General features: G+C 71.1%; 22 protein-coding genes and 1 pseudogene. 9 read left to right on the top strand and 14 right to left on the bottom strand.

Translation table 11 applies throughout. The features are described 5' to 3' along the window. The 3 genes from ABD844_RS16520 to ABD844_RS16510 all read left to right on the top strand — a co-directional run. The coding region (locus tag ABD844_RS16520) for a sensor histidine kinase (RefSeq protein ID WP_344877795.1) at nt 1–1,376 on the top strand (1,376 nt) is incomplete at its 5' end. Next, nucleotides 1,373–2,029 carry a response regulator gene (locus ABD844_RS16515; protein WP_344877793.1) on the top strand — a complete coding sequence of 219 codons (657 nt, stop codon included), beginning with the start codon at nt 1,373–1,375 and terminating at the stop codon, nt 2,027–2,029. The genes ABD844_RS16520 and ABD844_RS16515, both read left to right, overlap by 4 nt. Nucleotides 2,030–2,182: 153 nt before the next feature. After that, nucleotides 2,183–3,604 carry a phenylacetate--CoA ligase family protein gene (locus ABD844_RS16510; RefSeq protein ID WP_344877791.1) on the top strand — a complete coding sequence of 474 codons (1,422 nt, stop codon included), beginning with the start codon at nt 2,183–2,185 and terminating at the stop codon, nt 3,602–3,604. Here ABD844_RS16510 and ABD844_RS16505 read toward each other — a convergent pair. Genes ABD844_RS16505 through ABD844_RS16475 form a run of 7 tightly spaced genes read right to left on the bottom strand, consistent with a single transcriptional unit; the run spans nt 3,543 to nt 11,250 of the window. Beyond that, nucleotides 3,543–4,547 (bottom strand): Lrp/AsnC family transcriptional regulator, encoded by a 1,005-nt coding sequence (locus tag ABD844_RS16505; protein WP_344877790.1) that lies wholly within the window; start codon nt 4,545–4,547, stop codon nt 3,543–3,545. The genes ABD844_RS16510 and ABD844_RS16505 overlap by 62 nt on opposite strands. Nucleotides 4,548–4,566: 19 nt before the next feature. Beyond that, complete coding sequence (locus ABD844_RS16500; RefSeq protein WP_344877788.1) at nt 4,567–5,442, bottom strand: alpha/beta fold hydrolase; 876 nt, start codon at nt 5,440–5,442, stop codon at nt 4,567–4,569. 34 nt (nt 5,443–5,476) lie between these two features. After that, nucleotides 5,477–6,646 (bottom strand): M24 family metallopeptidase, encoded by a 1,170-nt coding sequence (locus ABD844_RS16495; protein ID WP_344877786.1) that lies wholly within the window; start codon nt 6,644–6,646, stop codon nt 5,477–5,479. Beyond that, entirely contained in the window at nt 6,643–7,509 is an 867-nt protein-coding gene (locus ABD844_RS16490) for an ABC transporter permease (protein WP_344877784.1), read from the bottom strand. The genes ABD844_RS16495 and ABD844_RS16490 overlap by 4 nt, the downstream gene beginning before the upstream one ends. After that, a complete protein-coding gene (locus tag ABD844_RS16485) occupies nt 7,506–8,459 on the bottom strand; it encodes an ABC transporter permease (RefSeq protein ID WP_344877782.1) in 954 nt (317 codons plus the stop codon). Before ABD844_RS16485 ends, ABD844_RS16490 begins: the two co-directional genes overlap by 4 nt. Before the next feature lie 5 nt (nt 8,460–8,464). Continuing rightward, complete coding sequence (locus ABD844_RS16480; protein WP_344877780.1) at nt 8,465–10,042, bottom strand: ABC transporter substrate-binding protein; 1,578 nt, start codon at nt 10,040–10,042, stop codon at nt 8,465–8,467. Further along, entirely contained in the window at nt 10,042–11,250 is a 1,209-nt protein-coding gene (locus ABD844_RS16475) for a dipeptidase (RefSeq protein ID WP_344877779.1), read from the bottom strand. Before ABD844_RS16475 ends, ABD844_RS16480 begins: the two co-directional genes overlap by 1 nt. Before the next feature lie 129 nt (nt 11,251–11,379). Between ABD844_RS16475 and ABD844_RS16470 the strand changes: the two genes are divergently transcribed. The 3 genes from ABD844_RS16470 to ABD844_RS16460 all read left to right on the top strand — a co-directional run bounded on the left by ABD844_RS16470 (nt 11,380) and on the right by ABD844_RS16460 (nt 14,170). Further along, nucleotides 11,380–12,381: an ABC transporter ATP-binding protein gene (locus ABD844_RS16470; RefSeq protein WP_344877778.1), complete on the top strand. Its 1,002-nt coding sequence runs from the start codon at nt 11,380–11,382 to the stop codon at nt 12,379–12,381. Then, complete coding sequence (locus ABD844_RS16465) at nt 12,365–13,366, top strand: ABC transporter ATP-binding protein (protein WP_344877776.1); 1,002 nt, start codon at nt 12,365–12,367, stop codon at nt 13,364–13,366. Before ABD844_RS16470 ends, ABD844_RS16465 begins: the two co-directional genes overlap by 17 nt. A 153-nt stretch (nt 13,367–13,519) precedes the next feature. Beyond that, entirely contained in the window at nt 13,520–14,170 is a 651-nt protein-coding gene (locus tag ABD844_RS16460; RefSeq protein ID WP_344877774.1) for a biliverdin-producing heme oxygenase, read from the top strand. Between the two features lie 21 nt (nt 14,171–14,191). On the opposite strand, the gene ABD844_RS16455 is transcribed toward ABD844_RS16460, so the two are convergent. Beyond that, the gene (locus ABD844_RS16455; protein WP_344877772.1) at nt 14,192–15,319 is read right to left on the bottom strand and encodes a Fic family protein; all 1,128 of its coding nucleotides are present in this window, start codon (nt 15,317–15,319) and stop codon (nt 14,192–14,194) included. Between the two features lie 125 nt (nt 15,320–15,444). Between ABD844_RS16455 and ABD844_RS16450 the strand changes: the two genes are divergently transcribed. Next, nucleotides 15,445–16,044, top strand: coding sequence for a TetR/AcrR family transcriptional regulator (locus ABD844_RS16450; protein ID WP_344877770.1), 600 nt, complete (start codon nt 15,445–15,447; stop codon nt 16,042–16,044). A 111-nt stretch (nt 16,045–16,155) separates the two neighbouring features. Beyond that, nucleotides 16,156–17,589 carry an MFS transporter gene (locus ABD844_RS16445; RefSeq protein WP_344877768.1) on the top strand — a complete coding sequence of 478 codons (1,434 nt, stop codon included), beginning with the start codon at nt 16,156–16,158 and terminating at the stop codon, nt 17,587–17,589. Here ABD844_RS16445 and ABD844_RS16440 read toward each other — a convergent pair whose 3' ends face one another. After that, nucleotides 17,590–18,819 carry a cytochrome P450 gene (locus ABD844_RS16440; RefSeq protein ID WP_344877766.1) on the bottom strand — a complete coding sequence of 410 codons (1,230 nt, stop codon included), beginning with the start codon at nt 18,817–18,819 and terminating at the stop codon, nt 17,590–17,592. A 285-nt stretch (nt 18,820–19,104) separates the two neighbouring features. Here ABD844_RS16440 and ABD844_RS16435 point away from each other — a divergent pair, with 285 nt between their 5' ends. Then, nucleotides 19,105–20,487, top strand: a complete 1,383-nt coding sequence (locus ABD844_RS16435; RefSeq protein ID WP_344877764.1) for an FG-GAP-like repeat-containing protein — start codon at nt 19,105–19,107, stop codon at nt 20,485–20,487. Between the two features lie 75 nt (nt 20,488–20,562). On the opposite strand, the gene ABD844_RS16430 is transcribed toward ABD844_RS16435, so the two are convergent. From ABD844_RS16430 to ABD844_RS16410, 5 genes and pseudogenes are all read right to left on the bottom strand, one after another. Beyond that, on the bottom strand, nt 20,563–22,092 hold the full coding sequence (locus ABD844_RS16430) for a sensor histidine kinase (protein ID WP_344877763.1): 1,530 nt from the start codon (nt 22,090–22,092) through the stop codon (nt 20,563–20,565). 61 nt (nt 22,093–22,153) lie between these two features. Then, the gene (locus ABD844_RS16425; protein ID WP_344877762.1) at nt 22,154–22,846 is read right to left on the bottom strand and encodes a response regulator transcription factor; all 693 of its coding nucleotides are present in this window, start codon (nt 22,844–22,846) and stop codon (nt 22,154–22,156) included. Continuing rightward, nucleotides 22,843–23,421, bottom strand: coding sequence for a hypothetical protein (locus ABD844_RS16420; RefSeq protein ID WP_344877760.1), 579 nt, complete (start codon nt 23,419–23,421; stop codon nt 22,843–22,845). Before ABD844_RS16420 ends, ABD844_RS16425 begins: the two co-directional genes overlap by 4 nt. Before the next feature lie 9 nt (nt 23,422–23,430). Next, nucleotides 23,431–24,696: an ABC transporter permease gene (locus tag ABD844_RS16415; RefSeq protein ID WP_344877758.1), complete on the bottom strand. Its 1,266-nt coding sequence runs from the start codon at nt 24,694–24,696 to the stop codon at nt 23,431–23,433. Beyond that, nucleotides 24,693–24,951 (bottom strand): annotated as a pseudogene (locus ABD844_RS16410) (hypothetical protein); the annotation flags it as partial. The gene ABD844_RS16415 and the pseudogene ABD844_RS16410, both read right to left, overlap by 4 nt.

The raw sequence follows: 24,951 nt of genomic DNA, 5'->3' as shown, positions 1-24,951 counted from the left end.
GTGACGCGGGGGGCGGGGCCCCGGCGCCCCGCCGGTGGGAGCGGGTGTGGGAGGCCACCCTGGTGGTGCTGCGGCCGTTCGAGCTGGCGTTGTTCCGGGGTGCGGCCGATCCCTACCGGCCCGTGCCCCGCCTGAGGCACAGGGTGCCGCGCGGCTTTCGCCGCCTGATGCCGTTCCAGACCTACGACCTGGTGCAGCTCGCCGATCTCGCGCTGGCGGTCTTCCTCTACGGGCTCACCCTGTCGATGGTGCTCGACTGGAACCTCGAGGCCGCCCGCCAGCTCGCGCGCGGCGGCATCCGGCCGGGCCCGATCGCCGAGTCGGCGGTCTACCTGACCGCGATCGCCGCCTGCCTGCCCCTGGCCCTGCGGCACCGCTGGCCGCTGGCCGCCTGGCGGGTCGCGTTCGTGACGCTGCCCCTCATCGTCTGGGTCGACCTCAGGCTGGTCCAGGGCGATCCGCCCTATCCCATGCCGGCGATCGTCACCTACCTGATGGTCCTCTACTCGGTCGCCGTACGCTGCGAACGGCGCGTCACGGTGGCCATCTGGGTGCTCACCGTGCTCGCCGCCTGGATCATCCATCCCAACTCGATGCCGCTCATCGCGGTCATCGTGTCGGTCGCGGCGCTGTTCGGCTACAACGTACGCGTCCGGCGCAGCGCCACCGAGAGACTGGTGACGGAGGAGCGGCGCACGCGGGAGGCCGAGAACGCGCAGGCGGTGCTGGCCGAGCGCGCCCGCATCGCGCGCGAGCTGCACGACGTGGTCGCGCACCACATGTCGGTGATCGCGATCCAGGCGGAGGCGGTGCCGCTCAAGGCGGCGGGCGACGTGGCCCAGCTCGAAGCGGGGCTGACCGAGATCCGGGGCCTGTCGCTGGAGGCGATCGCCGAGCTGCGCCAGGTGCTGGGCGTGCTGCGCGATCCGGCGGGCCGCACCGACACCGCGCCGCAGCCGGGGCTCGACCGGATCGACGAGCTGGTCGCCAACGCGCGGGCCGCCGGGCTGGCCGTACGCGTCGAGCGGGGCGGCGCGCCGGGCGAGCTGCCGTCGGCGGTGGAGCTGTCGGCCTACCGGATCGTCCAGGAGTCGCTGTCCAACGTGATGCGGCACGCGCCCGGCGCCACCGTCGCGGTCGACGTCACCCGCACCGACGTCGAGCTGCGCCTGCGCATCGCCAACGGACCGGGCACCGAGCCGGCGGCCCCGCGCGGGAGGGCCGCACAGGCGGCGGCGCGCGGGGGCGGGCAAGGGCTGGTGGGGATGCGGGAGCGGGCGGCGCTGCTGCGCGGCACGCTCGACGCCGGGCCCGTTCCCGGCGGAGGCTTCGAGGTACGCGTGAGCCTGCCGATCGCGGAGAAGGAGGGCGTTTGATCCGGGTTCTGATCGCCGACGACCAGGGCATGGTCCGCACCGGGTTCACGGTGTTCCTGAGCGGGCAGCCCGACATCGAGGTGGTGGGCGAGGCGGCCGACGGGCGCGAGGCCGTCGAGCGGGCCGCCGAGCTGCGCCCCGACGTGGTGCTGATGGACGTGCGCATGCCCGTCATGAACGGCCTGGAGGCGACCAGGGAGCTGCTGGCCCGCCAGGAGAGCGCGAAGGTGCTCATCCTGACGACGTTCGACCTCGACGACTACGTCTACGAGGCGTTGCGGGCGGGCGCGAGCGGGTTCCTGCTCAAGGACGCCTCGGCCGCGCAGCTCGCCGAGGCCGTACGCGTGGTCGCGGCCGGGGAGGCGCTCATCGCCCCGGCGATCACCAAGCGGCTGATCACCGAGTTCGCCCGGCTGGGCACGTCCCGGCCGGTGGCGGGCCGGCGGCTCGACGAGCTGACCGATCGGGAGAGCGAGGTGCTCATGCTGGTCGCGCAGGCGCTGTCCAACCAGGAGATCGCCGAGAAGCTGTTCGTGGCCGAGCAGACGGTCAAGACGCACGTGGGGCGGGTGCTGATGAAGCTCGGGCTGCGCGACCGCGCCCAGGCCATCGTGTACGCCTACGAGAGCGGCCTGGTCCGCCCCGGCGAATAGGCCGGGCAAAAGGCCGGGCGAAGCGCCGGGCGAAGCGCCGGGAAAAAGGCCCGGCAAGAGGCTGGGCGAAGGGCCGGGGAATGGGCCGGGGAATCGACTGGGGAATGGGCCGGGGTCGTTCCCCCGCCCGCGCCCGCGCCGTACAGTCGGCGGATGGACCCGGTTGAGCTCTTCCACGAGGTGGCGGCCACCGTCCCCGCCTACCGCAGGTTCCTCGCCGAGCACCAGGTGGACCCCGCGAGGGTCGTGACGCCGGAGGACTTCGCCCGGCTGCCCATGACCACCAAGGACAACTACACCCTCCGCCACCCCCTCCCCGACCTGTGCAGGAACGGGGTGATCGGCGACATGATCGCCGTCTCCTCCGGGTCCACGGGGACGCCGTCGTTCTGGCCTCGCTCGGTCGCGGACGAGCGGGTGATCGCCGACCGCTTCGAGGAGGTCTTCAGCGACTCCTTCTGCGCCCGCGAGCGGCGTACGCTGGCCGTGGTCTGCTTCGCCCTCGGCACCTGGGTGGGCGGCCTGTTCACCGTCGGCTGCTGCCGCCATCTGGCCGAGCGCGGCTACCCGATCACCGTGGTCGCCCCTGGCACCGACCGGCGGGAGATCCGGCGGGTGCTCCCCGAGCTGGCCCCGCACTTCGACCAGGTCGTGCTGCTGGGCTACCCGCCGTTCCTGAAGAACGTCATCGACACCGAGGACCTCCCCTGGGCCGACTGGAACGTCAAGCTGGTCACGGCGGGCGAGGTGTTCAGCGAGGAGTGGCGGGCGCTGGTCGCCGAGCGGGCCGGGATCGCCGACCCCGTACGCGGCATCGCCTCCCTGTACGGCACCGCCGACGCGGGCGTCCTGGCCAACGAGACCGCGCTGTCGGTGGGCATCCGCCGCTTCCTGGCGGCCCGGCCGGGCACGGCAAGGGAGCTGTTCGGCGAGTCGCGCCTGCCGACTCTCGCCCAGTACGACCCGCGGGTCCGCTTCTTCGAGGAGCACCAGGGCACACTGCTGTTCTCGGGCGACAACGGCGTGCCGCTGATCCGCTACCACATCGCGGACGAGGGCGGCGTGCTCCCGCACCGGGACCTGCTGGGGTTCGTCCGGGACCGCGGTCACCGGCCCGAGCAGGACGGCCCCGAGCGCCCCTTCGTGTACGTCTTCGGCCGCAGCCACTTCACCGTGTCCTACTACGGCGCGAACGTCTACCCCGAGAACATCGCGGTCGGCCTGGAGCAGCCGGAGGTGAGCGGGTCGGTGACCGGCAAGTTCGTGCTGGAGGTGGCCGAGGACGAGCGGCACGACCGGCACCTGGTGGTGACGGTGGAGCTGATGCCCGGCGAGAAGCCCTCGGAGGAGGTCGCCCAGGCGGCGGGCGAGTCGATCCTCGGCCAGTTGCTCCGCCTGAACAGCGAGTTCGCCGCGTACGTGCCGCCGGGGCAGCGGATGCCGTTCGTCCGGCTGCGCGAGGCGGGCGACCTGGAGTATTTCCCGCCGGGCGCCAAGCACCGCTACACGCGCGCTACGACTGCGGCGCGTCCGCCAGCGCCGCCGCGATCCGGTCCTCGGCCCACGGCACCATGAGGAAGCCGCGCTTGACCGTCAGGACCTGGACGCCGGCCGTCCACGAGCGGATGCCGGGCACGGCGGCCAGGGTGCGCGAGGTGAAGTGGTGCAGGTCGGCGGTGGTCGGCACGATCACCTCGCAGAACAGCGACGCCTGCCCCAGCATGGAGGCGATCATCCGCACGCCGCGCTCGTGCGACAGCCGCTCGGCCACGCTGTCCTGCATGCTGGGCTCGACCGACAGCCAGAACAGGATCTCGGCCTCGTAGCCGAGCGCGGCGGCCGGGATGAACGTGGTGACCGAGGCGCAGCCGCGCTCCAGCATGGCCTCCAGCCGCCGCCGGGCCGTGCTCTCGCTGATGCCGAGGCGGCGGCCCACGGACTGGAAGCTGGCCCGGCCGTCCTCGCGCATCGCGGCCAGCACCTCGCGGTCGACGTCGTCGAGGTGGCCGCGCTCGCAGGCGTGGACGGGCCGCCGCCCGGCGAACGCCGCCGCGTGCTCCCCCAGGACGGGCACGCTCCAGTCGTAGCTCACCTTGTACGTGTGCAGCACCAGGTCGGCGTTGCTCTGCTGGGCCCCGGGGACGGAGTGCACGAAGTCGACCAGCATCGAGTAGAGGTCGCCGTTCTTGGGGACGACCAGCTCGAACACCACGTCGTAGCCGCCGGTGAGGATGGCGACGTAGCGGGTGCCAGGGTGCCGGGCGAGCACCCCGGCCACCCGGAGCTGGCTGCCCGGCGCGCAGGTCAGCCGCACGACGAACAGGTCGACGGGCCCCTCGTGCTCCGGGTGCGGCAGCACCGCCACCCTGGCCAGCCCCGCGCCGAACAGGTGCTGGGCTCGCCGCGCCACCGTGGTGGTGGAGATGCCGAGGAGCTGGGCCAGGTCGGTCCAGCTCGCCCGGCCGTTCACGTGCAGCGCGGCGAGGATCTTGCGGTCGAGGTCATCGAGATCTTCCATCGGGGGCATCATCGCGCGTTCAGCCCCGTGCTCGCACCTCGCCGAGCGCGCCGCCGAGCACACCGTCGAGGAACGTGCGGACGGTGGCCTCCCACAGGTCGGCCTCCTCGACCTGCGGCGAGTGCCCCGACTTCTCGAAGATCCGCAGCTCGGCGCGGGGGATGAGGCGCGCGATGGTCTCGCTGCACTCGGGCGGCGTGATCCAGTCGTGCCGTCCGACGGTCACCAGGGTCGGCGCGGTGATGCCGGGCAGGAGGTGCTTGATGTCGTAGGCGGGCTGGTTGACGGCGAAGGCGTAGTTGTGCGTCTCGTAGTGGTACGGCGTGGCGGCCACCCGCTGCTCGACCTTGGCCCGGTCCCTGACGGGGTCGAAGTCATGGTCGTAGAGCGGCAGGATCTCGCGCCAGCAGTCGCGCAGGTCGTCGTCGTCGCGGACGGTGCCGGACATGATCCGGTCGAGCTTGTCCCGGTCGATCGCCACCCGGGACGAGGCGGCGGCGTTGCGCGTGGCCAGCTCCTGGTTGGCGTTGTCGGCCGAGGTGTCGCGCAGCACGACGGCGCTGACCCGGTCGGGGTGGCGGGCGGCGTACTCCATGGCGATGAAGCCGCCGTACGAGCCGCCGGCGATGACCACTCGCTCGGCGCCGATCCAGCGGCGCAGGGCCTCGACGTCGGCCACCCACTGCTCGTGCGAGAACGGGCCGGTCAGCCCGCTGCTCCCCGAGCCCCTGGCGTCGAAGACGACCACCCGGTAGGCGTCGGCGAGCCGGCCGAAGGAGGCCCTGGGCTCGGTGAGCGACCCGAGCCCTGGCGCGCCGTGGTGGGCGATGATCACGTTCTCGCCCTCGCCGAGGACCTCGACGTTGAGCCGGTTGCCGTTGATGTCGACGTACAAGCGCTTGTCTCCTTCGGGAAGAGTGCCGGGGGGTTCAGATGATGACGTCGGTCAGCTCGCGCGGGTACGCCGTCAGCCGCCGCGGCCCCGACTCGGTGACCAGCACCGTGTCCGAGATGCGGTATCCGGCGTGGCCGGGCACGTACACGCCGGGCTCGCTGGACAGGATCATGCCGGGGGCCAGCTCGGTCGCGTCGCCGTCCGACAGCCAGGGCGGCTCGTGGAAGCCGAGGCCGATGCCGTGGCCCTGCCGGTGGCGCAGGTGCTCGCCGTACCCGGCCTCCTTGATGACCGCCAGGCAGCGGCGGTTGACCTCCTCGCAGGTGACGCCGGGGACGAGCGCCTCGGTGCCGACCTCCTGCGCCTCGCGGACGACCTCGTAGTAGCGGGCCTGGCGGCTGGTTGGCTCGCCGATGACGAACGTGCGCTCGCTCTCCACGAACCGGCCGCCGACCGCGCAGCCGAGCGACAGCATGAACGTCTCCCCCGCCCGCAGCCGGTCGCCGCCGGGCAGGCGGTGCGGCTGGGCCGAGTTGGGGCCGCCGTAGACGAGTCCGCCGGTGAGCATGGGCACCACGACGACGTCCTCGTGGCGGGCGTACATGAGGCGGGAGCCGTGCGCGATGACGTGGCCCGCCAGCTCGGTCTCCGAGGGCAGCGCGCCGCCGGACTCGACGGCCGACCTGACCAGCTCGACCCCGGCCTCGATCATCTGGTCGGCGATGCGGGCGGCCTCCTCGTGCAGCGCGATCTCCTCGGGCAGCTTGCGCAGGCGCACCCGGCCGACCGCGTCGGAGACGCTCCAGCGGGTCGCGGGGAACGCCTCGGCCAGCGCCTTCGTCCGGCCGACGGCGGTCGAGGACGCGTACGCGGCCTGGTCGGGGACGCGTACGTGCCCGGCCAGCACCGCGAACGGCGACCGTACGCCGGGGAACTCCGGGTAGGCCACGATCTCGGCCCTGGCGAGCTGGTCGTGGGCGTACTCGCGTTCCAGCTCGGGCACGAGCAGCACGGGGTCGCCGTCGAGCGGCAGCCAGCAGGCGACCGGCCGCTCGTTCGGGAAGTGGTGGAAGCCGGTGAGGTAGGCGACGTCGAGCGGGTCGTCGAGCAGCAGCGCCGACAGCCCCTCTTCGGACATCCGGGCCCTGACCCGGTCGAGGGCTCCTGCGTAGAAGGAGCCGGGCAGCCTCTGGGAGAAGGTCATGAATCGCTCCTGTGGTTGCGAGCGTCGTTGTAGGCCACGGAGAGGAGGGTCGTGGACAGCACCAGCAGCAGGATCGCCAGCGACGGGAACAGCGTGGTCCACCAGGCAGAGGCCAGCGCGCCCGACTGCTGCGCCTTGTGCAGGATCGTGCCCCACGACCAACTGTTGGGATCGCCCAGGCCGAGGAACGACAGCCCGGCCTCGGCCAGCACCGCGCGAGACGTGGTCAGCACCACCGACACGCCGACGACGGGCACCACGCCGGGCAGCAGGTGCTTGCGGACGATCCACAGCGACGAGCCGCCGACGACCTTGGCGGCGGCCACGAACGGCATGGGCACGATCGACAGCGCCTGCGAGCGCACCACGCGGGCCACCTCCGGCCAGCTGAACAGCGCGATCACCACGGCCAGCGTGCGCACGCTGGGCCCGGCCAGCGCCGCCACCAGGATCATCAGCGGCAGCACGGGCAGCGACAGCGACAGGTCCACCAGCACGCCGAGCGGCGTGTCCAGACGGCGGAAGTAGGCGGCGCTGACGCCGATGAGCAGGCCGATGACGATGGCCAGCACGGAGGCGCTGACGCCGACCGCCATGCTGACCCGGGTGCCCCAGACGACCTGGGCGAAGACGTCCTGGCCGATGTCGTCGGTGCCGAACCAGTGGGCGGCCGAGGGCGGCTGTGAGGTGTCGGTGCCGTACCCCTCGGGGAACGGCGCGATGAGCGGGGCGAGCAGCGCGACCAGCGCCATCAGGGTCAGCACGATCGCGCTGCCCACGCCGAGCGGGTTGCGCCGGAAGGACGCCCAGGTCCGCTGGCGCGGGGTGAGTTCGACGGCCGCGGCCGTCACGGATGCCGTCATGAGGTGCGCACCCTGGGGTCGAGGATTCCGTAGGCCACGTCGGTGATCAGGTTGGCCACCACGACGGCGGCGGCGAGCAGCACGAACGCGCCCTGCAGCACAGGGAAGTCGAGCTGGCCGACCGCCTCGTAGATGGCGCGGCCGATGCCCGGGTAGGCGTAGATGGTCTCGGTCAGCACCGCGCCGCCGACCAGGGTGCCGAGCTGGAGCCCGGCGATGGTGGTGGTCGGCAGCAGCGCGTTGCGCAGGGCGTGCTTCCACACCACGGCCCCGGGAGGCACGCCCTTGGCCTTGGCCAACGACACGTAGTCCTCGCCGAGTGCCTCGATGAGCGTGGTCCGCATGGTCAGCACGTAGCCGCCGAGCTGGATGAACACCAGCGACAGGCACGGCAGCACCAGGTGGTGCAGCATGCTGAGGGTGGCGGCGGGGCCGGTGGCGTCGAGGTCGACCGCGCCGCCGATGGGGAACCAGCCCAGCCACACGCCCAGCACGTACATGAGGAAGATGCCCACGCTCGGCACGAACAACGACTGCGCGGTGACGCCGGTGAGCTGGATGACGCGGTCGAGCCAGCCCTTGGCCCTGGTGGCGGCGAGCACGCCGAGCGGGATGCCCAGCACGATCGTCACCACCATGGCCGAGCCGGTCAGGATCAGCGTCCACGGCAGCCGCTCCATGAGCACGGTCGTCACGGGGATCGACTGCCGGAACGACATGCCGAGGTTGCCCTGCAGCAACTGGCCGAGGTAGTCCAGGTACTGGACGCCGAGCGGCTGGTCCAGGCCGAAGTCGGCCAGCAGCTTCTGACGCAGTTCCTCGGTCATGTTCGGATCGGCCACGGCCAGCACCGGGTCGCCCGGCAGCAGGCGGACCAGGAAGAACGTCACCGTGACCGCGAACCACAGGGTGAGCAGGCCGCGGGCCAGCCGGAGGCCGACGAAGCGCATGGCGATCAGCCCGCCGGCTTGGCCGAGGCGAGGGAGAGCGGGTTCAGGATCGACAGCAGCTCGCTGGGCATCGGCCGGAACCCGGTCCACTTCGTGGAGTGCGCGATGTTGAACGTCTCCACGTACAGGACGTTGTCGTAGACCTGGTCACGGATGATCCGGGCGGCCTCCTGGATCGGCGCCTTGGCCTCCTCCTGGGTGAGCGCGCGCTGCGCCTGGTCGATGAGGTCGTCCAGCTTGGGGTCGCTGACCTGGGCGTAGTTGATGAACCCGTCGGTCTTGAAGGCCAGCCCCAGGTTGGCGGGCGGGTTGTCCATGACCGCCCACGACCCGGCGTAGATGTCGAAGTCGCGCTTCAACGTCTTGTCCAGGTACGTGTTGCGCTCCAGGCCCTGAAGCTTGATCGTGATCCCGGCCTTCTTCGCCGAGTCGCGGACCATGGGGGCCCAGCGGGCGATGTTCGGGTCGGCCTGGTCGTAGATCATGCTCAGGCTGAGGTTCGACTGCCCGGCCTCGGCCAGCAGCTTCTTCGACAGCTCGGGGTCGAAGACGTACTCCTTCGAGGCGGGGTCGGCGTAGTCGGGCAGCGACGGGGTCAGGACGCTGGAGTTGGACGACTTGGCGAAGCCCTTGAGCGCGATGTTCCTGATGGCCTCGTAGTCGACGGCGTGGGCCAGCGCCTGGCGGACGCGGACGTCGTCCAGCGGCTTGCGCTTGGTGTTGTACTGCAGGTGCGCCCAGCCCAGCGACGGGATCTGCTCCAGCTTGACGTTCGGGTCGCTCTTCAGCTCGGTCGCGGTGGCGGGCGGCAGCACGTTGCCGATCAGGTCGATCTCGCCGTTGCGCAGCGCCAGGACCTCGGTGTTCACGTCGGGGAAGACGCGGAACACGATCTCCTTGACCGTGGGCGCCCCAGGGCCGAAGTCGTCGACCCGCTCCATGATGTAGCGCTGGCCGCGCTCGACCTTGGTGAGCTTGAACGGCCCCGCGCTGACCCAGTTCGCGTCGTTGGCGAACTTCTGCACGCTCGGCGCCTTCTCGAACACGTGCTTGGGCACGACGGGCAGCCAGAAGCCCACGTTGTCGAGGAAGGTGCCGTCGGGGCGGGTCAGGTTGAAGCGCACCTCGGTCGGCGAGACGGCCTCGGCCTTGTCCAGCGCGGTGATGAGCCCGGCCACCACGCCGAACTTCTCCTTCTGCACCGCCGTCACCGAGAACACCACGTCGTCGGCGCTCACGGGCTTGCCGTCGGACCACTTCATGTCGTCGCGCAGCTTGACCGTGGCGGTCTTGCCGTCCTCCGAGTACGACCACTCGGTGGCCAGGTACGGGACGCGCTTGCCCGCGGAGTCCATCTGGGTCAGGTGCGGGTACATGAGGTTGGTCACCCACGAGTCCGTACGGCTGTTGCCGACCAGCGGGTTGAAGTTGACCACGTCCGCGGTGGTGCCGATGGTCAGCCGGTCGGCCGAGGCGGGCGCCTGCGAACCGCTCGCCTGGGAGCCGGACTGGCCCGGCACGCTGGGCGAGCACGCGGTAAGAGCGGCGGCCAGCAGGGCCGCGAACAGGGTTGCACGTCTCATCAGATCCAGACCTCTTCCAGCACGCGCATGACGTTGCCGCCGACGACCTTGGTGATCTCGTCATCGGAGTAACCGTGGGTGACGAGCCAGGCGATGATGTTCCAGAAGCACTCGGCCGGGTTCTCCAGGCCGTCCACGTACGGCACCTTCTCGTAGGCGACGCCGGCGTGCGCCTCGTTGAGCGACAGGTGCTCGGCGAAGGTGTCGTGCAGCCCCACGTGGTCGCCGAACAGGGTGTCGGGACCGAAGGCCACGTGGTCGATACCGACCAGTTCCACACAATACGTGAAGTGGTCCATGACCGACTCCAGGCTGTGCCGGGGGTGGTCGGGCGACAGGGTCGTGTGCGGGGCCGCCTCCAGGCCGATCACGCCGCCGCGCTCGGCCGCGGCCTTGATGACCGAGTCGGGCTTCATGCGGTTGGTGGGCCAGACCGTGCGGGCGCCGGCGTGGGTGATGAGGATCGGCTTGGTGGAGTGGCGGATCGTGTCGAGCGAGGTCTGGTCGCCGGAGTGGGAGACGTCGATGGCGACGCCCAGTTTGTTCATGCGGCGCACGGCCTTCTCGCCGAACAGCGTCAGCCCGCCGTCGCCGCGCTCCTTCAGCCCGCTGCCCAGGGTGTTGGCCTCGCTGTAGGCGATGCCCATCTGCCGTACGCCGAAGCCGTACAGCATGTCGATGCGGTCGACCTCGTTCTCGATCATGGTGGCCGCCTCGAGGGCGAGCACGAGACCGATGCGGCCGGTTGCATGCGCCTCGCGTACGTCGGCCAGGCGCTCGACCTTGATGAGGAAGTCCTGGTGGGCGAGGTCCGACAGGCGCATGCCGATGTCGGCGACGACGTCGTTCCACTTCCAGCCGGCCTGGCTGGTGATGCAGCAGGTGCCGTCCATGAGGTTGTCGAAGACGACGGTCATGCCGGAGCGGGCCAGGCCCTCGTAGCCGGTGTGGTGGCGGGCCGTACGGTTGTAGTCCACGGTCTCGCGGATGTCGTCGGGGAAGACCGACGGGTGGTCGTGCAGGGAGACGACCAGGCTGTCGGTGAGCAGGCGGCGTACCCGTTCGGCCTGCTCGGTGGTGAGCGCGGGCCCCTGGTAGGCCGGGACCCGCCCCAGCTCGGGCGACAGGTCGAAGCGGCGGTAGTCGACGCCCGCCTCCAGATATTCGTACGAACGGTAGCCCTTGTAGCCCTTGGCAGCTTCCAGCATCTGGTAACCCCTCTTGTCCGATTGCGGGAAGTTTGCCAGTATCGGGCGCTAAAGACAATATTCAAGTTGTTTTCCGGCAACGGAGACCTTGTAAACGCCAAGTTTCGTCACAGTCAAGGAGGGCGTGCGGTGAGCGAGCCACCGGTGCTGGAGATACGCGACCTGCGGGTCACGTTCACCGCCCACGGACGCGAGATCCCGGCGGTGCGCGGGGTGGACCTGACCATCGAGCGCGGCCAGACGCTGGCGCTGCTCGGCGAGTCCGGCTCGGGCAAATCCGTCACCGCCAAGGCCGTCATGGGCCTGCTCGACCAGCCGGGCGCACACGTGCGCTTCGAGGCGGCCAGGCTCGGCGGGCGCGACCTGCTCGCGATGGGCGCCGACGAGCTGCGGTCGCTGCGCGGCAGCGAGATGACGCTCGTCTTCCAGGACGCGCTGTCGGCGCTCAACCCGGTGCTCAGCATCGGCGACCAGTTGGGCGAGCTGTACCGGGTGCACCGCGGCCTGTCGCGCAAGGAGGCCAGGGCCCGCTCCATCGAGATGCTCGACCTGGTGGGCATCCCCGCCGCCGCCAGGCGCATCGGCGACTACCCCCACCAGTTCTCGGGCGGGATGCGGCAGCGGATCCTCGTGGCCATGGCGGTGGCGCTGGAGCCGGACCTGATCATCGCCGACGAGCCGACGACCGCGCTCGACGTGACCGTCCAGGCGCAGATCCTGGAGCTCATCGACCGGCTGCGGCGCGAGCTGGGCACCGCCGTGCTGCTGATCACGCACGACCTGGGCGTGGCGGCCGAGGTCAGCGACCAGGTGGCGGTCATGTACGCGGGGCGGATCGTGGAGCGGGGCGAGGTCGGGGAGCTGTACGACCGGCCGGCGCACCCCTACACGGCGGCCCTGCTCGCCGCCATCCCCGACCTGGACAGCCCGGCCTCGGAACTGCGCGCCATCCCCGGGGCGCCGCCGAGCCCGGCGGACGTGCCGCCGGGATGCTCGTTCGCGCCGCGGTGCGACCGGGCGAGCGAGATCTGCGGCCACACCCGGCCGCCGCTGACGATCCTGCGTACGGGCTCGGACCGGTACGCGGCCTGCCACCACTCGGAGGAGATGCTCGATGGCGCCCTCACCTGACACCCCCTCTGGGACCACCAGAGAACCGGTGCTGAAAGCCTCGAACCTGCACAAGACCTACCGCGGCGGCCTGCTCTCCAGAGGCGGGGCCGTCCGCGCGGTGGCCGGCGTGGACCTCGACCTGTACCCCGGCGAGACCCTCGGCATCGTCGGCGAGTCCGGCTGCGGCAAGTCCACGCTGGCCCGGATGCTCGTCGGCCTGGAACGTCCCGACCAGGGCGAGGTCACCTTCCGCGGCCGCCCGTTCTTCAGCCGGGGCGGGGTGCCGCGCGACATCCGGCGGCGCGTCCAGATGGTCTTCCAGGACCCGCTCACGTCGCTCAACCCACGCATGACCATTCACGACATCGTGGCCGAGCCGCTGCGCGTGCACCGCCTGGCCGGCGACTCCCGCGCGATGCGGGACCGGGTCGGTGAGCTGCTGTCGCTGGTCGGCCTGTCCCCCGACCGGATGAACCGCTTCCCGCACGAGTTCTCCGGCGGCCAGCGGCAACGGGTCGGCATCGCGCGGGCGCTGGCCACCGAGCCCGACGTGATCGTGTGCGACGAGCCGGTGTCGGCGCTGGACATGTCGGTGCAGGCGCAGGTGGTCAACCTGTTCGCGGAGCTGCAGCGGACGCTCGGGGTGGCCCTGGTGTTCATCGCGCACGACCTGGCCGTGGTACGGCACGTGTCGCACCGGGTGGGGGTGATGTACCTGGGCCGGCTGGCGGAGATGGGACCGGCGGCGGAGGTGTACGGGGCGCCGGCGCATCCGTACACGATGGCCCTGCTGTCGGCGGCCCCGGTGCCCAAGCCGGCCCTGCGCGGGCGGTCCCGCATCATGCTGGCCGGAGACCCGCCGAGCCCGGTGTCACCGCCGCCCGGCTGCCGCTTCCACACCCGCTGCTGGAAGGCGACGGACAGGTGCGCCGAGGTGGAGCCGTCCCTGGAGGCCGTGGACGCCCACTACGCCGCCTGCCACTACGCCGAACGCGCCTCGTGACGCGGCGGACGGGTGGGCTCTTTGAGGTGGCCGTTCCTGGGTAAGTGAGTGTGGAGGCAGACTTTGGTGACATCGTGTCGTCATCAGCTTGACGTCGGAGGCCGCCGTTTGTGACACTTCGTCATGAAGTGCCGGCACGAGCAGAGGTGAGACGTGACCACGTCGTTCTCCGAAACCCTGAGGAACGCAACCTGGGCCGACCATGAGTCGGCCGAGTCCGAAGGCTACCTCTCAGCGCTGATGGGCGGCCGGCTGAGCGAACACGAGTACGGCGAGATGGTCGCCCAGCACTACTTCGCCTACGCCGCCCTCGACGGCGCGTCCCGCGACCTGGCCGGCCACCCGGTGGCGGGCCGCTTCGTGTTCCCCGAGCTGTACCGCGAGCGGGCGCTGGAACGCGACCTGACCACGATCTACGGCCCGGACTGGCGCGACCGGATCACCCCGTCGAAGTCCACCCGCACCCTGGTGGCCCGCATCGAGCAGGTCTCCGACTGGCCGGGCGGCTACGTGGCCCACCACTACACCCGCTACCTGGGCGACCTGTCGGGCGGCCAGTTCATCCGGATGGAGCTGCAGAAGATCTACGGCTACGCCAAGGGCGGCGGCGTCGACTTCTACATCTTCGACGAGTTGGGCAGCCTGCCACGCTTCAAGACCGAGTACCGCTCCCGCCTGGACGGCCTGGGCCAGGAACTCGACGACCGCGAACAGCAGCGGATGATCGCCGAGGTGAAACTCGCCTACCAGCTCAACACCGAGGTACTCGCCGAACTGAGACACGTCGTCAAGACCGCCGCGTAGCGCCCTCGGCGGTCGGCGCGGCTAGCGATACGGATCACGCAGCGGCGTGGCTCTCTCCGCGGACTCGGCCTTGAGCCGGGCCATCCGAGGTCCGGCCTGGTAGAAGCGGCCCTTCGTCTCCCCGTAGGGCTGGAGCCAGCCCTTGGCGGCCAGGTCCCGGAGGTCGCGGGCGGCCTGCCCCTGGCTGAGCTCCTCATCGGCCTGATACCGGCTCCGCCGCAGCCGCCGGTTCACGAACGCCTCGTAGAGCGCCGACACGCACCGCGTGTTGAGCCCTTCCGCGTCCACCTGTTCCTCCAGGTACGTCCAGATCTCACCGGCCTCCGCCAGCCGGGCCGCCACCCGCTGGGCCTGCATGTGATGCGCCCTCAGACAGAACCGGACCCAGTCGAGAGTGTCGCCGTGCGGGCTCCACCGACGCCCCCCGACCGCCCCGAGAACGTCGTAGTACTCGATGGTGGTGCGCTGCTGCCCGAGCCATTCCTCGATGGAGCAGAACTCGGGCGTCATGATTCGGTCCCGGCCGAGGACGAGCGTCTGCAGGGCCCGCGCCATACGGCCGTTTCCGTCACGCCAGGGGTGGATGTTGACGAGGTTGAAATGGGCCATCGCCGCCCTCACGTAGCTGGGCGCATCCTTGTCCCCCTCATTCAGCCATGAGATCAACTCACCCATGAGCGCGGGGACGTGCTCAACGTCCGGCCCTTCGTAGACGACTTCCCGGGACACCGAACTGCGGATGTAGATACTGCCCGGACGCATGACGCCGGGAGTCTTCTCCACGTGGTGGCCGATCATCATGAAGTTCAGGGCATTGAGCACGCCGACGTCGTAGTCGAAGACAGGGGCGCGGGAGAGCAGCCTGACGTAGGTCAGCGCCTGCTGATAGCCGGCGATCTCCTTGACCACCGACTGCGCGGTCTCCAGGGGCTCCTCCCCCGCCATGATGGACTGGATGTCCTCGACTCCGGCACGGTAACCCTCGATGGCATTGGAGCCCTGAATGGCACGCGCCTGCAACTGCCTGCGCAGTTGACCGTCCCAGCGATGGGTCTCGGCCAGCCGGTATTTCAAGTCCTGCCGCATGTCCTCGATCTCGGCCAGCACGGACTTGTCGGCGGGGTCGAGAGCCGGAGTCCCGTAGAGCATGGAGCCAGGGAAGCATGAACGAAACATTCAGTCAAGCAAACGAATGATTCATCCATCTATGTCCGATTGCTTTGGAGGCAGGAGTTTGCTGGGGTGTCCGGGAGGCGGCGGCCTACCATGGGGGCATGCCCCGTATCTCCGCCGCCACCATCGGTGAGCACCGCGCCCAGACGCGCGACCGGATCCTGCAGGCCGTCTCGCGCCTGTCGAGAGTGCAGGGCATCGATGCGATCTCCATGACCGACGTGGCGGGCGAGGCCGGTATCACCCGTACCGTTCTGTACAACTACTTTCCCGACAAGGCCGCGCTGTTGCTGGCGTTCACCGAGCGGGTGACGCACTACTTCATCGAGAGCTACGAGCGCGAGTTGCCGGCCGGGGCCTCGCCTGCCGATCGGTTGCGGGCGTTCGTGCGGCTGCAGCTCGCGGGGTTGCTCGCGCACCCGCATCCGGGGGCGGCCGATCTGAGCGCCGCGCTGGGGCCCGACGCCTATCAGCGGCTGGCCGAGCACGTGGCTCCGATGCAGCGGATCCTGGCGGACATCCTGGAGAGCGGGATCGAGGCGGGAGACTTCCGGGTGCTCGACGTGGCCGCCACCGTACGGATGATCATGGCGGTGGTGGGCGCGGAACGGGTGCCGCTGATCAGCGGCGAGGTGACCGTGGAGGCCACCGGGGAACTGGTGTCGGAGTTCGTGCTGCGGGCCCTCGCCGACGGCGGCTGAGCGCGCAGACCTTCGGGGTGAGGGTGACAACCCCCCTGTTCTCCGGGTGACGCCCAGCGGCGAGGCGGGGGCGGGGTGGGCGATTTGGGGGCCGGTGGGAGGATGGTCCGCATGATGCACGGTCCCGGGGCGCTGAACGGTCATGTCCAGCTCAAGTCGGCGCGCGGCCGCTGGATCCTGTTCGCGACGGTGCTCGGCTCCGGGCTGGCGCTGCTCGACAGCACCGTCGTGAACGTGGCGCTGCCGTTCCTGGGCCGGGAGCTCGGGGCGCACATGGACGGCCTGCAGTGGACGATCAACGCCTACACCCTCACCCTGGCCGGGCTGATCCTGCTCGGCGGCTCGCTCGGCGACCGGTACGGCCGCCGCACGATCTTCCTCATCGGCACCGTCTGGTTCGCCGTCGCCTCCGCCCTGTGCGGGCTGTCGCCGAACATCGAGTTCCTCATCGCGGCCCGCGCGTTGCAGGGCATCGGCGGGGCGCTGCTCACCCCCGGCTCGCTGGCGATCATCCAGGCGTCGTTCGTCCGCCACGACCGGCCCAGGGCCGTGGGCGTGTGGTCGGGGCTGGGCGGCGTGGCCAGCGCGATCGGGCCGCTGCTGGGCGGGTGGCTGGTGCAGACGGCCGGGTGGCGGTGGGCGTTCCTGATCAACCTGCCGTTCGCGGCGCTCATCGTGTTCGTCACGCTGCGGCACGTGCCGGAGAGCAGGGACGAGACGGCGGCGGGGCGCTTCGACGTGCTCGGCTCGGTGCTGGCGGCGCTGGCGCTGGCCGGGATCACGTACGGGCTGATCGAGCAGGGGGCGCCGGCGCCGCTGGTGGTGGGGCTGGCGCTGGGCGTGGCGTTCGTGGTGGTGCAGCGGCGCAGGTCGCCTGACGCGCTGGTGCCGGTGGGCATGTTCCGCAACCACGTGTTCACGGCGGTGAACGCGGTCACACTGATCATGTACGCGGCCATGGGCGTGGTGTTCTTCCTGCTGGTGGTGCAGCTCCAGGTGGTGTCCGGGTTCTCCCCCATCGCGGCCGGGCTGTCGATGCTGCCGACGACGATCCTGATGATGCTGCTGTCGGCCAGGGCCGGCGACGTGGCCAAGCGCGTCGGCCCCCGCTGGCCCATGACGGTGGGGATCCTGCTGGCGGGCGCCGGGTTCGTGGCCATGAGCACGATCGGGTTCGGCGCGTCGTACCCGTTCCAGGTGCTGCCCGCGGTGTTCCTGTTCGGGCTGGGGCTGTCGGCGGCGGTCGCGCCGCTGACCGCGACCGTGCTGGCCACGGCCGAGGAGCGGTACGCGGGCACGGCCAGCGGGGTCAACAACGCCGTGGCGCGTACGGGCAGCCTGCTGGCCGTGGCCGCCGTGCCGCCGCTGGTGGGCCTGGTGGGCGACGCGTTCGAGAACCCGCCGGTCTTCGACGCGGGGTTCCGGACGGCGATGCTGATCAGCGCGGCGATGATGGCGGTCGCGGCGCTGATCACGTTCTTCACGCTCAGGACGAACGTCCTGGCCGACGACCAGGATGATCCGGTCGAGCCCCAGGCTTCCTGATCAGAACGTGAACGCCTGGGTGCGGACGCTGTTGTCGAAGTTCGACAGCAGCAGCTCGGGCTCGCCGACCGAACGGATGCCGGGCAGCCGGGTCAGCAGCTCGCGGAACATCGTCCGCAGCTCCTGCCTGGCCAGGTTGGCCCCCAGGCAGAAGTGCGGCCCTGGGCCGCCGAAGCCGACGTGCGGCTTGCTGTCGCGGGTGATGTCGAACGTGTCGGCGTCGGGAAAGACCGACTCGTCGCGGTTCGCGGAGCCGTAGAACAGCACGACCTTGTCGCCCTTGCGCAGCTCCAGGCCGCGCAGCGAGTGGTCGGCGGTGACCGTGCGCCGGAACTGCATGATCGGCGACACGTAGCGGACCATCTCCTCGACCGCGCCGTTGATGTGCGCGTCGAAGTCGCTCACCAGCAGCTCGCGCTGGGCCGGGTGCTCGGTGAGCAGGCGAATGCCGTGGGCCATCGTGTTGCGGGCCGTCTCGTTGCCGGCGACCAGCAGCAGCGCGAAGAACGAGCCCAGCTCCTTGTCGGTGAGCCTCTCGCCGTCGGGGTTGGCGTTGACCAGCAGGGACACCAGGTCGCCCGCGGGCTTGGCGACCCGCTCGTGCCCGAGCTTGATGACCATGCGCTGCAGGGCGAGCAGGGCGAGCATGTTCTGGCCGGCCAGTTGCACGCTGCGGGCCAGGCTGGGGCGCACGCCGGTGTAGGCGGTGGAGATGTCGGCGTGCCGGTGGACCTGCTCGCGCAGCTCCGACGGGACGTCGAGCATGTCGCAGATGACGTGGATGGGCAGTCGGGCGGCGACCTGGGTGACGAAGTCGCGCGGCCCGTCGCGGACGACGTCGTCGACGATGCGCGCGCACGCCGCCTCGATGTCGCTCTGCAGGCCGGCCAGCATCTTCGGGCTGAACGACCGGGTCACGATGCGGCGCAGGCGGGCGTGGCGCGGGTCGTCCATGTTGACCATCGACTCGCCGAACACCTGCTTCACCCAGCCGGGCGGCTCGGGGTTGGTGACGGCCGGCTCGCTGGCGAAGATCTTGGGGTTGCGGCTGGCCTCGACCACGTCGGCGTGCCGGACGAGGGCGTAGAAACCCTTGCCGGAGCGCAGGAACGGCACCTTCTTCTCCGGGAAGAACACCGGCAGCTCCCGCTCCCGGAGCCGGGCGAAGGCCGCTTCGCGCTCTTTGAGGGGCTTGCGCCAGAAATCGAGGTCCGCGAGATCGACGTCCACCCGCTTATCCTGGCACGGACGCCCGCACCCGGCCGCTGATCCGAAAGGCCCGTCTCCGGTGACCGCCGGCGAGTGATGATCAACGGGGGCGCGTCCGGTGGGTGGCCGGAGGGTGTCCGGCGGGGGTGCGGGTGACCGGGGCGCGTCCGACGGGCGTCCGAGGGGTGCACGACGGTGTTACGCGGGGTGGCCGCGTCCGTGCTGAGCGCGATGTGCATCCTGCCCTCCTAGGCCGTTCTCGTGCCGTTCAGACCTGGTTCGAGGTAGCTGGTCATTACTTCCGGTATGAATGCGCTGCTCGCCGCCTGTCTGCTCCTCCCTCTCGCCACCGGTACGACACAGGCCCCCGCGCGCGCGTGCGGCGGGCACCCGCTGGACTTCGACGCCGACGGCCGGCCCGACCTGGCGGTGGCGGCCCCGTACGACGCCTCCAGGGCCGGTTCCGTGACCGTCATGTACGGGTCGGGCAAGCAGGTCAAGCTCACCCAGGGCGACGGCGCGGAGCCGGGCGACTCGTTCGGTTCCGCGCTGGCCGTGGGCGACTTCAACGGCGACCGGTGCGCCGACCTGGCGGTGGGCGTGTCGGAGGAGTTCGTGGGGAAGCGGGTGCCGGGCGGCGACGGGAACGGGGTCGTGCAGATCTTCAACGGCTCCCCCGAGGGGCTCGTGACCGGGCAGGAGCTGGCGCCGGCCAAGCCGGGCAGCGACCGGTTCGGGGCCGCGCTGGCGGCGGGCGACCTGGACGGCGACGGCAAGGACGAGCTGGCCGTGGGCGCGCCGAGTCACCGGTCGGGCGGGGCGGTGACGGTGTACTGGATGAAGGGCCGCAAGCCGTACCAGATCACGCAGAAGTCGGGGTGGGTGGGGCAGTCGGCGAGCGTCACCGACCAGTGGGGCGCCTCGCTGGCGACCGGCGACTTCGACGGCGACGGCACGGACGAGCTGGCCGTGGGGGCGCCCGCCGACAGCGTGAAGGTGGACGGGCAGGGCTCGGTCACCGTGATCGACGTACGGCGGCGCAGCGCCCGGCTGCTCACCCAGAGCACGCCGGGCATCAAGGGCGCCTCCGAGAAGTGGGACAACTTCGGGGCCGCGCTCGCCACCGGCGACTTCAACGGCGACGACCGCGCCGACCTGGCCATCGGCGTGCCGGGCGAGGGCCTCAGCGCCAACCAGCGGGCCATGGACTACGGCGACGGCACGGTGGACGTGCTGTACGGTTCGCGGGCCGGGCTGCGTACGGACAGGACCGAGGCGTGGTCGCAGAACACGCTGGACGGCAAGCCCCGCTACTACGACCGGTTCGGGGCCTCGCTGACCGCCGGCGACTTCAACGGCGACGGCAACGACGAGCTGGCCATCGGCGTGCCCGGCGAGAAGGCCGTGCAGGTGCTGGCGGGCCGGTCGTCGGGCGGGCTGACGCGGGACGGGAACCTGCTGATCAAGGGCGAGGGCCAGGACTTCGGGGCGGCGCTGACCGCGCTGCCCGGGTGGGAGCGGTACCGGTCGTTGTCGGCCGAGCGCTCGCCGGTGGACGGCCTGGTCGTGGCGGCGCCGGACCAGGGCCTGGTCATGTACGCGCCGGGGCGCCGGGAGGAGGGCCTCAAACTGGGCAAGGTCCGACAGCTCAGCAAGGGCGCGGGACTGTACGGCTACACCTTCGGCTGACCCTCCCATCCCGCCCGACCGATACGGCCGCACCTTCGGCTGACCCTCCCCATCCCGCCCGAACGGCCAGGACGGCTATGCCTTCGGCCGGGGCTCCTCGTCCGGCTCGACCGGGAGGACCACCCGGAACAACGCGCCCTCGCCGGGCTCCGACTCCGCCATGACCGCGCCCCCGTGCGCCTCCGCCAGCGTCGCCGCGATCGACAGCCCCAGCCCCGAGCCGCCCGCGCTGCGGGCCGGGTCGGCCCGATAGAACCGCTCGAAGACCCGCTCGGCCACCTCGGGCGTGAACCCGGGCCCCTCGTCGGCCACCTCCACCACCGCGTGGTCGCCGTCCACGCCAACCCTGACCTGGAACGGGGTGCCCGCCGGGGTGTGCGTGAGCGCGTTGGTGACCAGGTTGTTGAGCACCTGCGCGAGTCGCGGCTCGTCGCCGGTCACGATCACGTCGCCGCCGCGCTGCTCGTCGCCGTCGTCCGCGTCCTGGAAGAGCCGTACCAGCTCGATCCTCCTGTCCGGTGCGAGCGTCTGGGCGTCGATCACGACGGTGGCGCACAGGCTGAGCAGGTCCACCGGGCGCATCGCCAGCTCCCTGCGCTGGTCGAGCCGGGCCAGCAGCAGCATGTCCTCCACGAGCAGCCCCATCCGGGCCGCCTGCCCCTCGATGCGGCTCAGCAGCCGTACGGCCTCCGTCAGGTCCTTCTCCTCCCCCAGCCGGTACAGCTCCGCGAAACCCCTGATCGAGGTCAGCGGCGTGCGCAGCTCGTGCGAGGCGTCGGCCATGAACCGGCGCATCAGCTCCTCCGACCGCCGCGCGGCCGTGGCCGACTGGCGGGCCGACTGGGCGGACTCGCGGGCCGACTCGGCGGCCTCCTCCCGTTCGCGCACCGCCACCTCGATCTGGGCGAGCATGGCGTTGAGCGAACGGCCGAGCTTGCCGACCTCGGTCGTGTCCGCCCAGAGCGGGACGCGGCGCGACAGGTCGCCGCGCGCGATGCCGTTCGCGGTGTTCGCGATCTCGCCCAGCGGGCGCAGGCTCCTGCGTACCACCCAGTAGCAGGCGACCCCCAGCACGGCCAGGGTGCCGCCGCCGGCCACCCCCACGATGAGGAAGAGCTGGGAGACCGTCGCGTCCACGTCGCCCAGGCTGATCGCCATGATCCGGCTGCCGCCGTCGCGCGCGGGGGCGGCGACGACCCGCCAGCTCGGGCCGCCCGCGTCGCGCGAGTCCACCGTGAACGGACGCCCATGCCGCGCGATCACCTCGTCGAGGGTCAGCCGGGGCAGGGCGGGCCTGTGCGTCTCGGTGGATTCGCTGACGGTCCTGACCACTTCGCCGTCCGAGTTCAAGAGCACGCCGTGGAACAGGCCGAAGTAGCGCTGCGGCCGCGCGTCGGGGCGGGCCTCCACCGGCGGCGGGAGCGGCTCGCGGGGCATGGTGGCCGTGTGGAGCTGCTGGTCCACCCGCTCGACCAGGTAGCTGCGCAGCAGCCGGACGGCGACCAGGCCGGTCAGCGTGATGGCGAGGGTGACCAGCAGGAGGGTCGCCGAGACCAGGCGCAGCCACAGCGGCGCCCTGGACAGGTGTCTCCCGAGGCTCTCCATCCCTGCTGTTCTCCTGCGGCTCCTCATAGGCTCGGTGCTCCGCGCGGCCACGGCGGAGGCGTCAAATGCGTGGCGGGCGCAGGATGTAGCCGACCCCGCGCAGGGTGTGCAGGTATTTGCGCTCGCCGGTGTCGACCTTACGTCGCAGGTAGGAGACGTACGACTCGACGAGGCCGACGTCGGTGCGCCAGTCGCCGTTCCAGACGTGGTCGAGGATCTGCGTCTTCGACAGCACCCGGCCCACGTTGAGCATGAAGTACCGCAGCAGCCTGAACTCCGTGGGCGAGAGCCGTACGGGGACGCCGTCGCGCCAGACCTCGTGGCTCTCCTCGTCCAGCTCCAGATCGGCCACCCGCAGCCGGTTCGGCGGCGGCGTGCCGCGCCGCGTCCTGCGCAGCACGGCCCGGATGCGGGCGATGACCTCCTCCAGGCTGAACGGCTTGGTCACGTAGTCCTCGCCGAGGCCGAGCCCGGCGATCCGGTCCTCCGGCGTGTCCTTGGCGGTCACGAACAGCACCGGGACCCGGCGGCCGCGGGATCGCAGCCTTCCCGCGACCGCCAGGCCGTCCAGGTCGGGCAGCATGACGTCGAGCATCACCAGGTCGGGCGTGCTCTCCTCGGCTACCCGCAGGGCCTCCTTGCCGTCGGCCGCTGTCAGCACCTCGAACCCGGCCATGCGCAGACTGGCCGAGAACAACTCCCTGATGTTGGGTTCGTCGTCGACCACCAGCAGCCTGGCCTCGGGTTCGGTCATCGCGGGCCGCCTCCCTGGGTGCCCTGGGTGCCCTGAGGGCTACCGCCCTGGCTGATGGAGGCGGCGGTGACCGCGCCGTCGGCGCCCTGCTCCCCGCGCACCACGATCGAGGTGCCGGCCTCGAGGTCGGAGACCTTGCCGGGCTTGGAGATCTGCACGGTGGTCTGGTCGGTGGTGTTCACGGTGACGGTGGCGCCGTCCGCGGTCTTGACGTAGACCTTGCCGCCCTCGATCTTCTCGACGGTGCCCATGGTGCCCGCCCCGCCCATGCGCTGACCGCCACCGCCCGTCTGCTGGCCGCCCGGCTGGCCGCCGCCGCCGGGCATCTGGCCGCGCTGGCCGCCGCCGCCCGGCTGCTGGGCGTACCCGCCCATGGGACGCTGCTGGCCCGCCGCGCCGGGCGGCGTCTCTGCGGTGCCGAACAGGCTGGGGGCCTGCATGCCGAGCAGGACCCCGGCCACCAGCACGACCCCGGCGCCCAGCGCCAGCGTGACCTTCGAGAAGCCCTTGGCCGGCTGGGCGGCGAGCTCTTCCCGCAGGTCATCGGGGAACGGCGAGGAATCCAGTTTGTCCATGTCCTTCTCCTATTCGTGGCGCAGGGCCTGAATCGGCCTGAGCTTGGCCGCCCTGTTGGCGGGATAACTGCCGAAGAACAGCCCGATCCCCAGCGAGACGCCCAGCGCCAGCACGACCGACGACGGCACGAGGACCGGCTCGATGCCGGCGATGGTGAACCTGGTCCCCACGAACGCCACCAGCACCCCGGACAACCCCCCGACCAGGCTCAGCAACGTGGCCTCCATCAGGAACTGGCCCAGGATCGCGCCCCTGGGCGCTCCGATGGCCTTGCGGATGCCGATCTCGCGCGTGCGCTCGGTCACCGTCACCAGCATGATGTTGGTGATGCCGATGCCGCCGACCAGCAGCGAGATCGCGGCGACGGCGCCCAGCAGCACGGTGAAGGTGCCGGTCGCCGCACTGACGGTCTCCTGCAACGTGGCCTGGTTGAGAATCCGGTAGTCGGGGTTGTCGTTCGTGATGCCGTGTCGTTGGTTGAGGATAGCCGTGACCTCGGCCTGCGCCGCCGTCGTGGCGTCGGCCCCGCTCGCCTGCACCACGATCTGCCCGAGCGAGCCGAAGCCGCTCAGGCTCTGCTGCACGGTCGGCAGCGGCGCGATGGCCACGTCGTCGGCGTCCTGCATGCCGGTGGAGCCGGTCTCCTTCAGCACGCCGACCACCGTGAACGGCACGCCCGACACGCTGACCTGCTTGCCGATCGGGTCGACGGCGCCGAACAGCGCCTCCACCACGGTCTGGCCGAGCACCACGACCTTCCTGGCGGCCGTCACGTCGTCGTTGAAGAAGTACGTGCCCTTGGCGACGGGCTTGTTCATGGCCTCGAAATAGCTGGGGTACGTACCGACGAACTGGGCGATCGCGTGGCTGGCGGCCCCGAACGCGGCGGTGGCGGACGAGGCGTTCACCACCGGCGAGACGGTCTTCACCGACGGGGCCAGCGTCCTGTTCGTCAGCGCCTGGGCGTCGGCCAGGCTGAGCTCCCTGGCCTGGGTACGCGGCCCCGTGTTGCCACCGCCGCCGCTCGGCGCGCGCATGCCGCCCCCGCCGCCGCCCCCGCCACCGCCTCCCGAGAAGGACGGGGAGATCGTGAGCGTGTTGGCGCCGAGGCGCTGGATGTTCTGCTGGATGCTCTGCGAGGAACCCTCACCGACGGCCACCAGCATGATGACCGCGGCCACGCCGATGAGGATGCCCAGCGTGGTCAGTGCGCTGCGCATCTTGTTGGCCAGCAGGCCGCGCAGGGCGAATCGGAGGATCTCCAGCCGGTTCACCGGGCCACCGCCCCGTCTCGTTCGGGGTCGGGGGTCCGGTCGCGCAGCCGCGGCGGCGGGCCGTCCACCGGGCCCTGGCGGCGGTCCTCCACGATCTCCCCGTCCACCAGCCTGAGCACCCGCTTGGCGTGCGCGGCCACGTCGTCCTCGTGCGTGATGAGCACGATCGTGCGGCCGGACGCGCTGAGCCGGTCCATGATCTCCAGGACGTCCTCGGTCGAGGCGGTGTCGAGGTTGCCGGTGGGCTCGTCGGCC

The organism is Nonomuraea antimicrobica, assembly GCF_039536965.1.
In the GTDB taxonomy this organism is placed as follows: domain Bacteria; phylum Actinomycetota; class Actinomycetes; order Streptosporangiales; family Streptosporangiaceae; genus Nonomuraea; species Nonomuraea antimicrobica.
The sequence above is the reverse complement of the archived record's forward strand: the minus strand, read 5'-3'. Positions and strand labels throughout refer to the sequence as shown.

Bases quoted from the DNA above. Each gene is read 5' to 3' on its own strand.
- ABD844_RS16510 (WP_344877791.1), top strand. From the start codon at position 2,183: ATGGACCCGGTTGAGCTCTTCCACGAGGTGGCGGCCACCGTCCCCGCC.
- ABD844_RS16505 (WP_344877790.1), bottom strand. From the start codon at position 4,547: ATGGAAGATCTCGATGACCTCGACCGCAAGATCCTCGCCGCGCTGCAC.
- ABD844_RS16495 (WP_344877786.1), bottom strand. From the start codon at position 6,646: ATGACCTTCTCCCAGAGGCTGCCCGGCTCCTTCTACGCAGGAGCCCTC.
- ABD844_RS16490 (WP_344877784.1), bottom strand. From the start codon at position 7,509: ATGACGGCATCCGTGACGGCCGCGGCCGTCGAACTCACCCCGCGCCAG.
- ABD844_RS16485 (WP_344877782.1), bottom strand. From the start codon at position 8,459: ATGCGCTTCGTCGGCCTCCGGCTGGCCCGCGGCCTGCTCACCCTGTGG.
- ABD844_RS16480 (WP_344877780.1), bottom strand. From the start codon at position 10,042: ATGAGACGTGCAACCCTGTTCGCGGCCCTGCTGGCCGCCGCTCTTACC.
- ABD844_RS16475 (WP_344877779.1), bottom strand. From the start codon at position 11,250: ATGCTGGAAGCTGCCAAGGGCTACAAGGGCTACCGTTCGTACGAATAT.
- ABD844_RS16465 (WP_344877776.1), top strand. From the start codon at position 12,365: ATGGCGCCCTCACCTGACACCCCCTCTGGGACCACCAGAGAACCGGTG.
- ABD844_RS16455 (WP_344877772.1), bottom strand. From the start codon at position 15,319: ATGCTCTACGGGACTCCGGCTCTCGACCCCGCCGACAAGTCCGTGCTG.
- ABD844_RS16450 (WP_344877770.1), top strand. From the start codon at position 15,445: ATGCCCCGTATCTCCGCCGCCACCATCGGTGAGCACCGCGCCCAGACG.
- ABD844_RS16445 (WP_344877768.1), top strand. From the start codon at position 16,156: ATGATGCACGGTCCCGGGGCGCTGAACGGTCATGTCCAGCTCAAGTCG.
- ABD844_RS16435 (WP_344877764.1), top strand. From the start codon at position 19,105: ATGAATGCGCTGCTCGCCGCCTGTCTGCTCCTCCCTCTCGCCACCGGT.
- ABD844_RS16430 (WP_344877763.1), bottom strand. From the start codon at position 22,092: ATGGAGAGCCTCGGGAGACACCTGTCCAGGGCGCCGCTGTGGCTGCGC.
- ABD844_RS16425 (WP_344877762.1), bottom strand. From the start codon at position 22,846: ATGACCGAACCCGAGGCCAGGCTGCTGGTGGTCGACGACGAACCCAAC.
- ABD844_RS16420 (WP_344877760.1), bottom strand. From the start codon at position 23,421: ATGGACAAACTGGATTCCTCGCCGTTCCCCGATGACCTGCGGGAAGAG.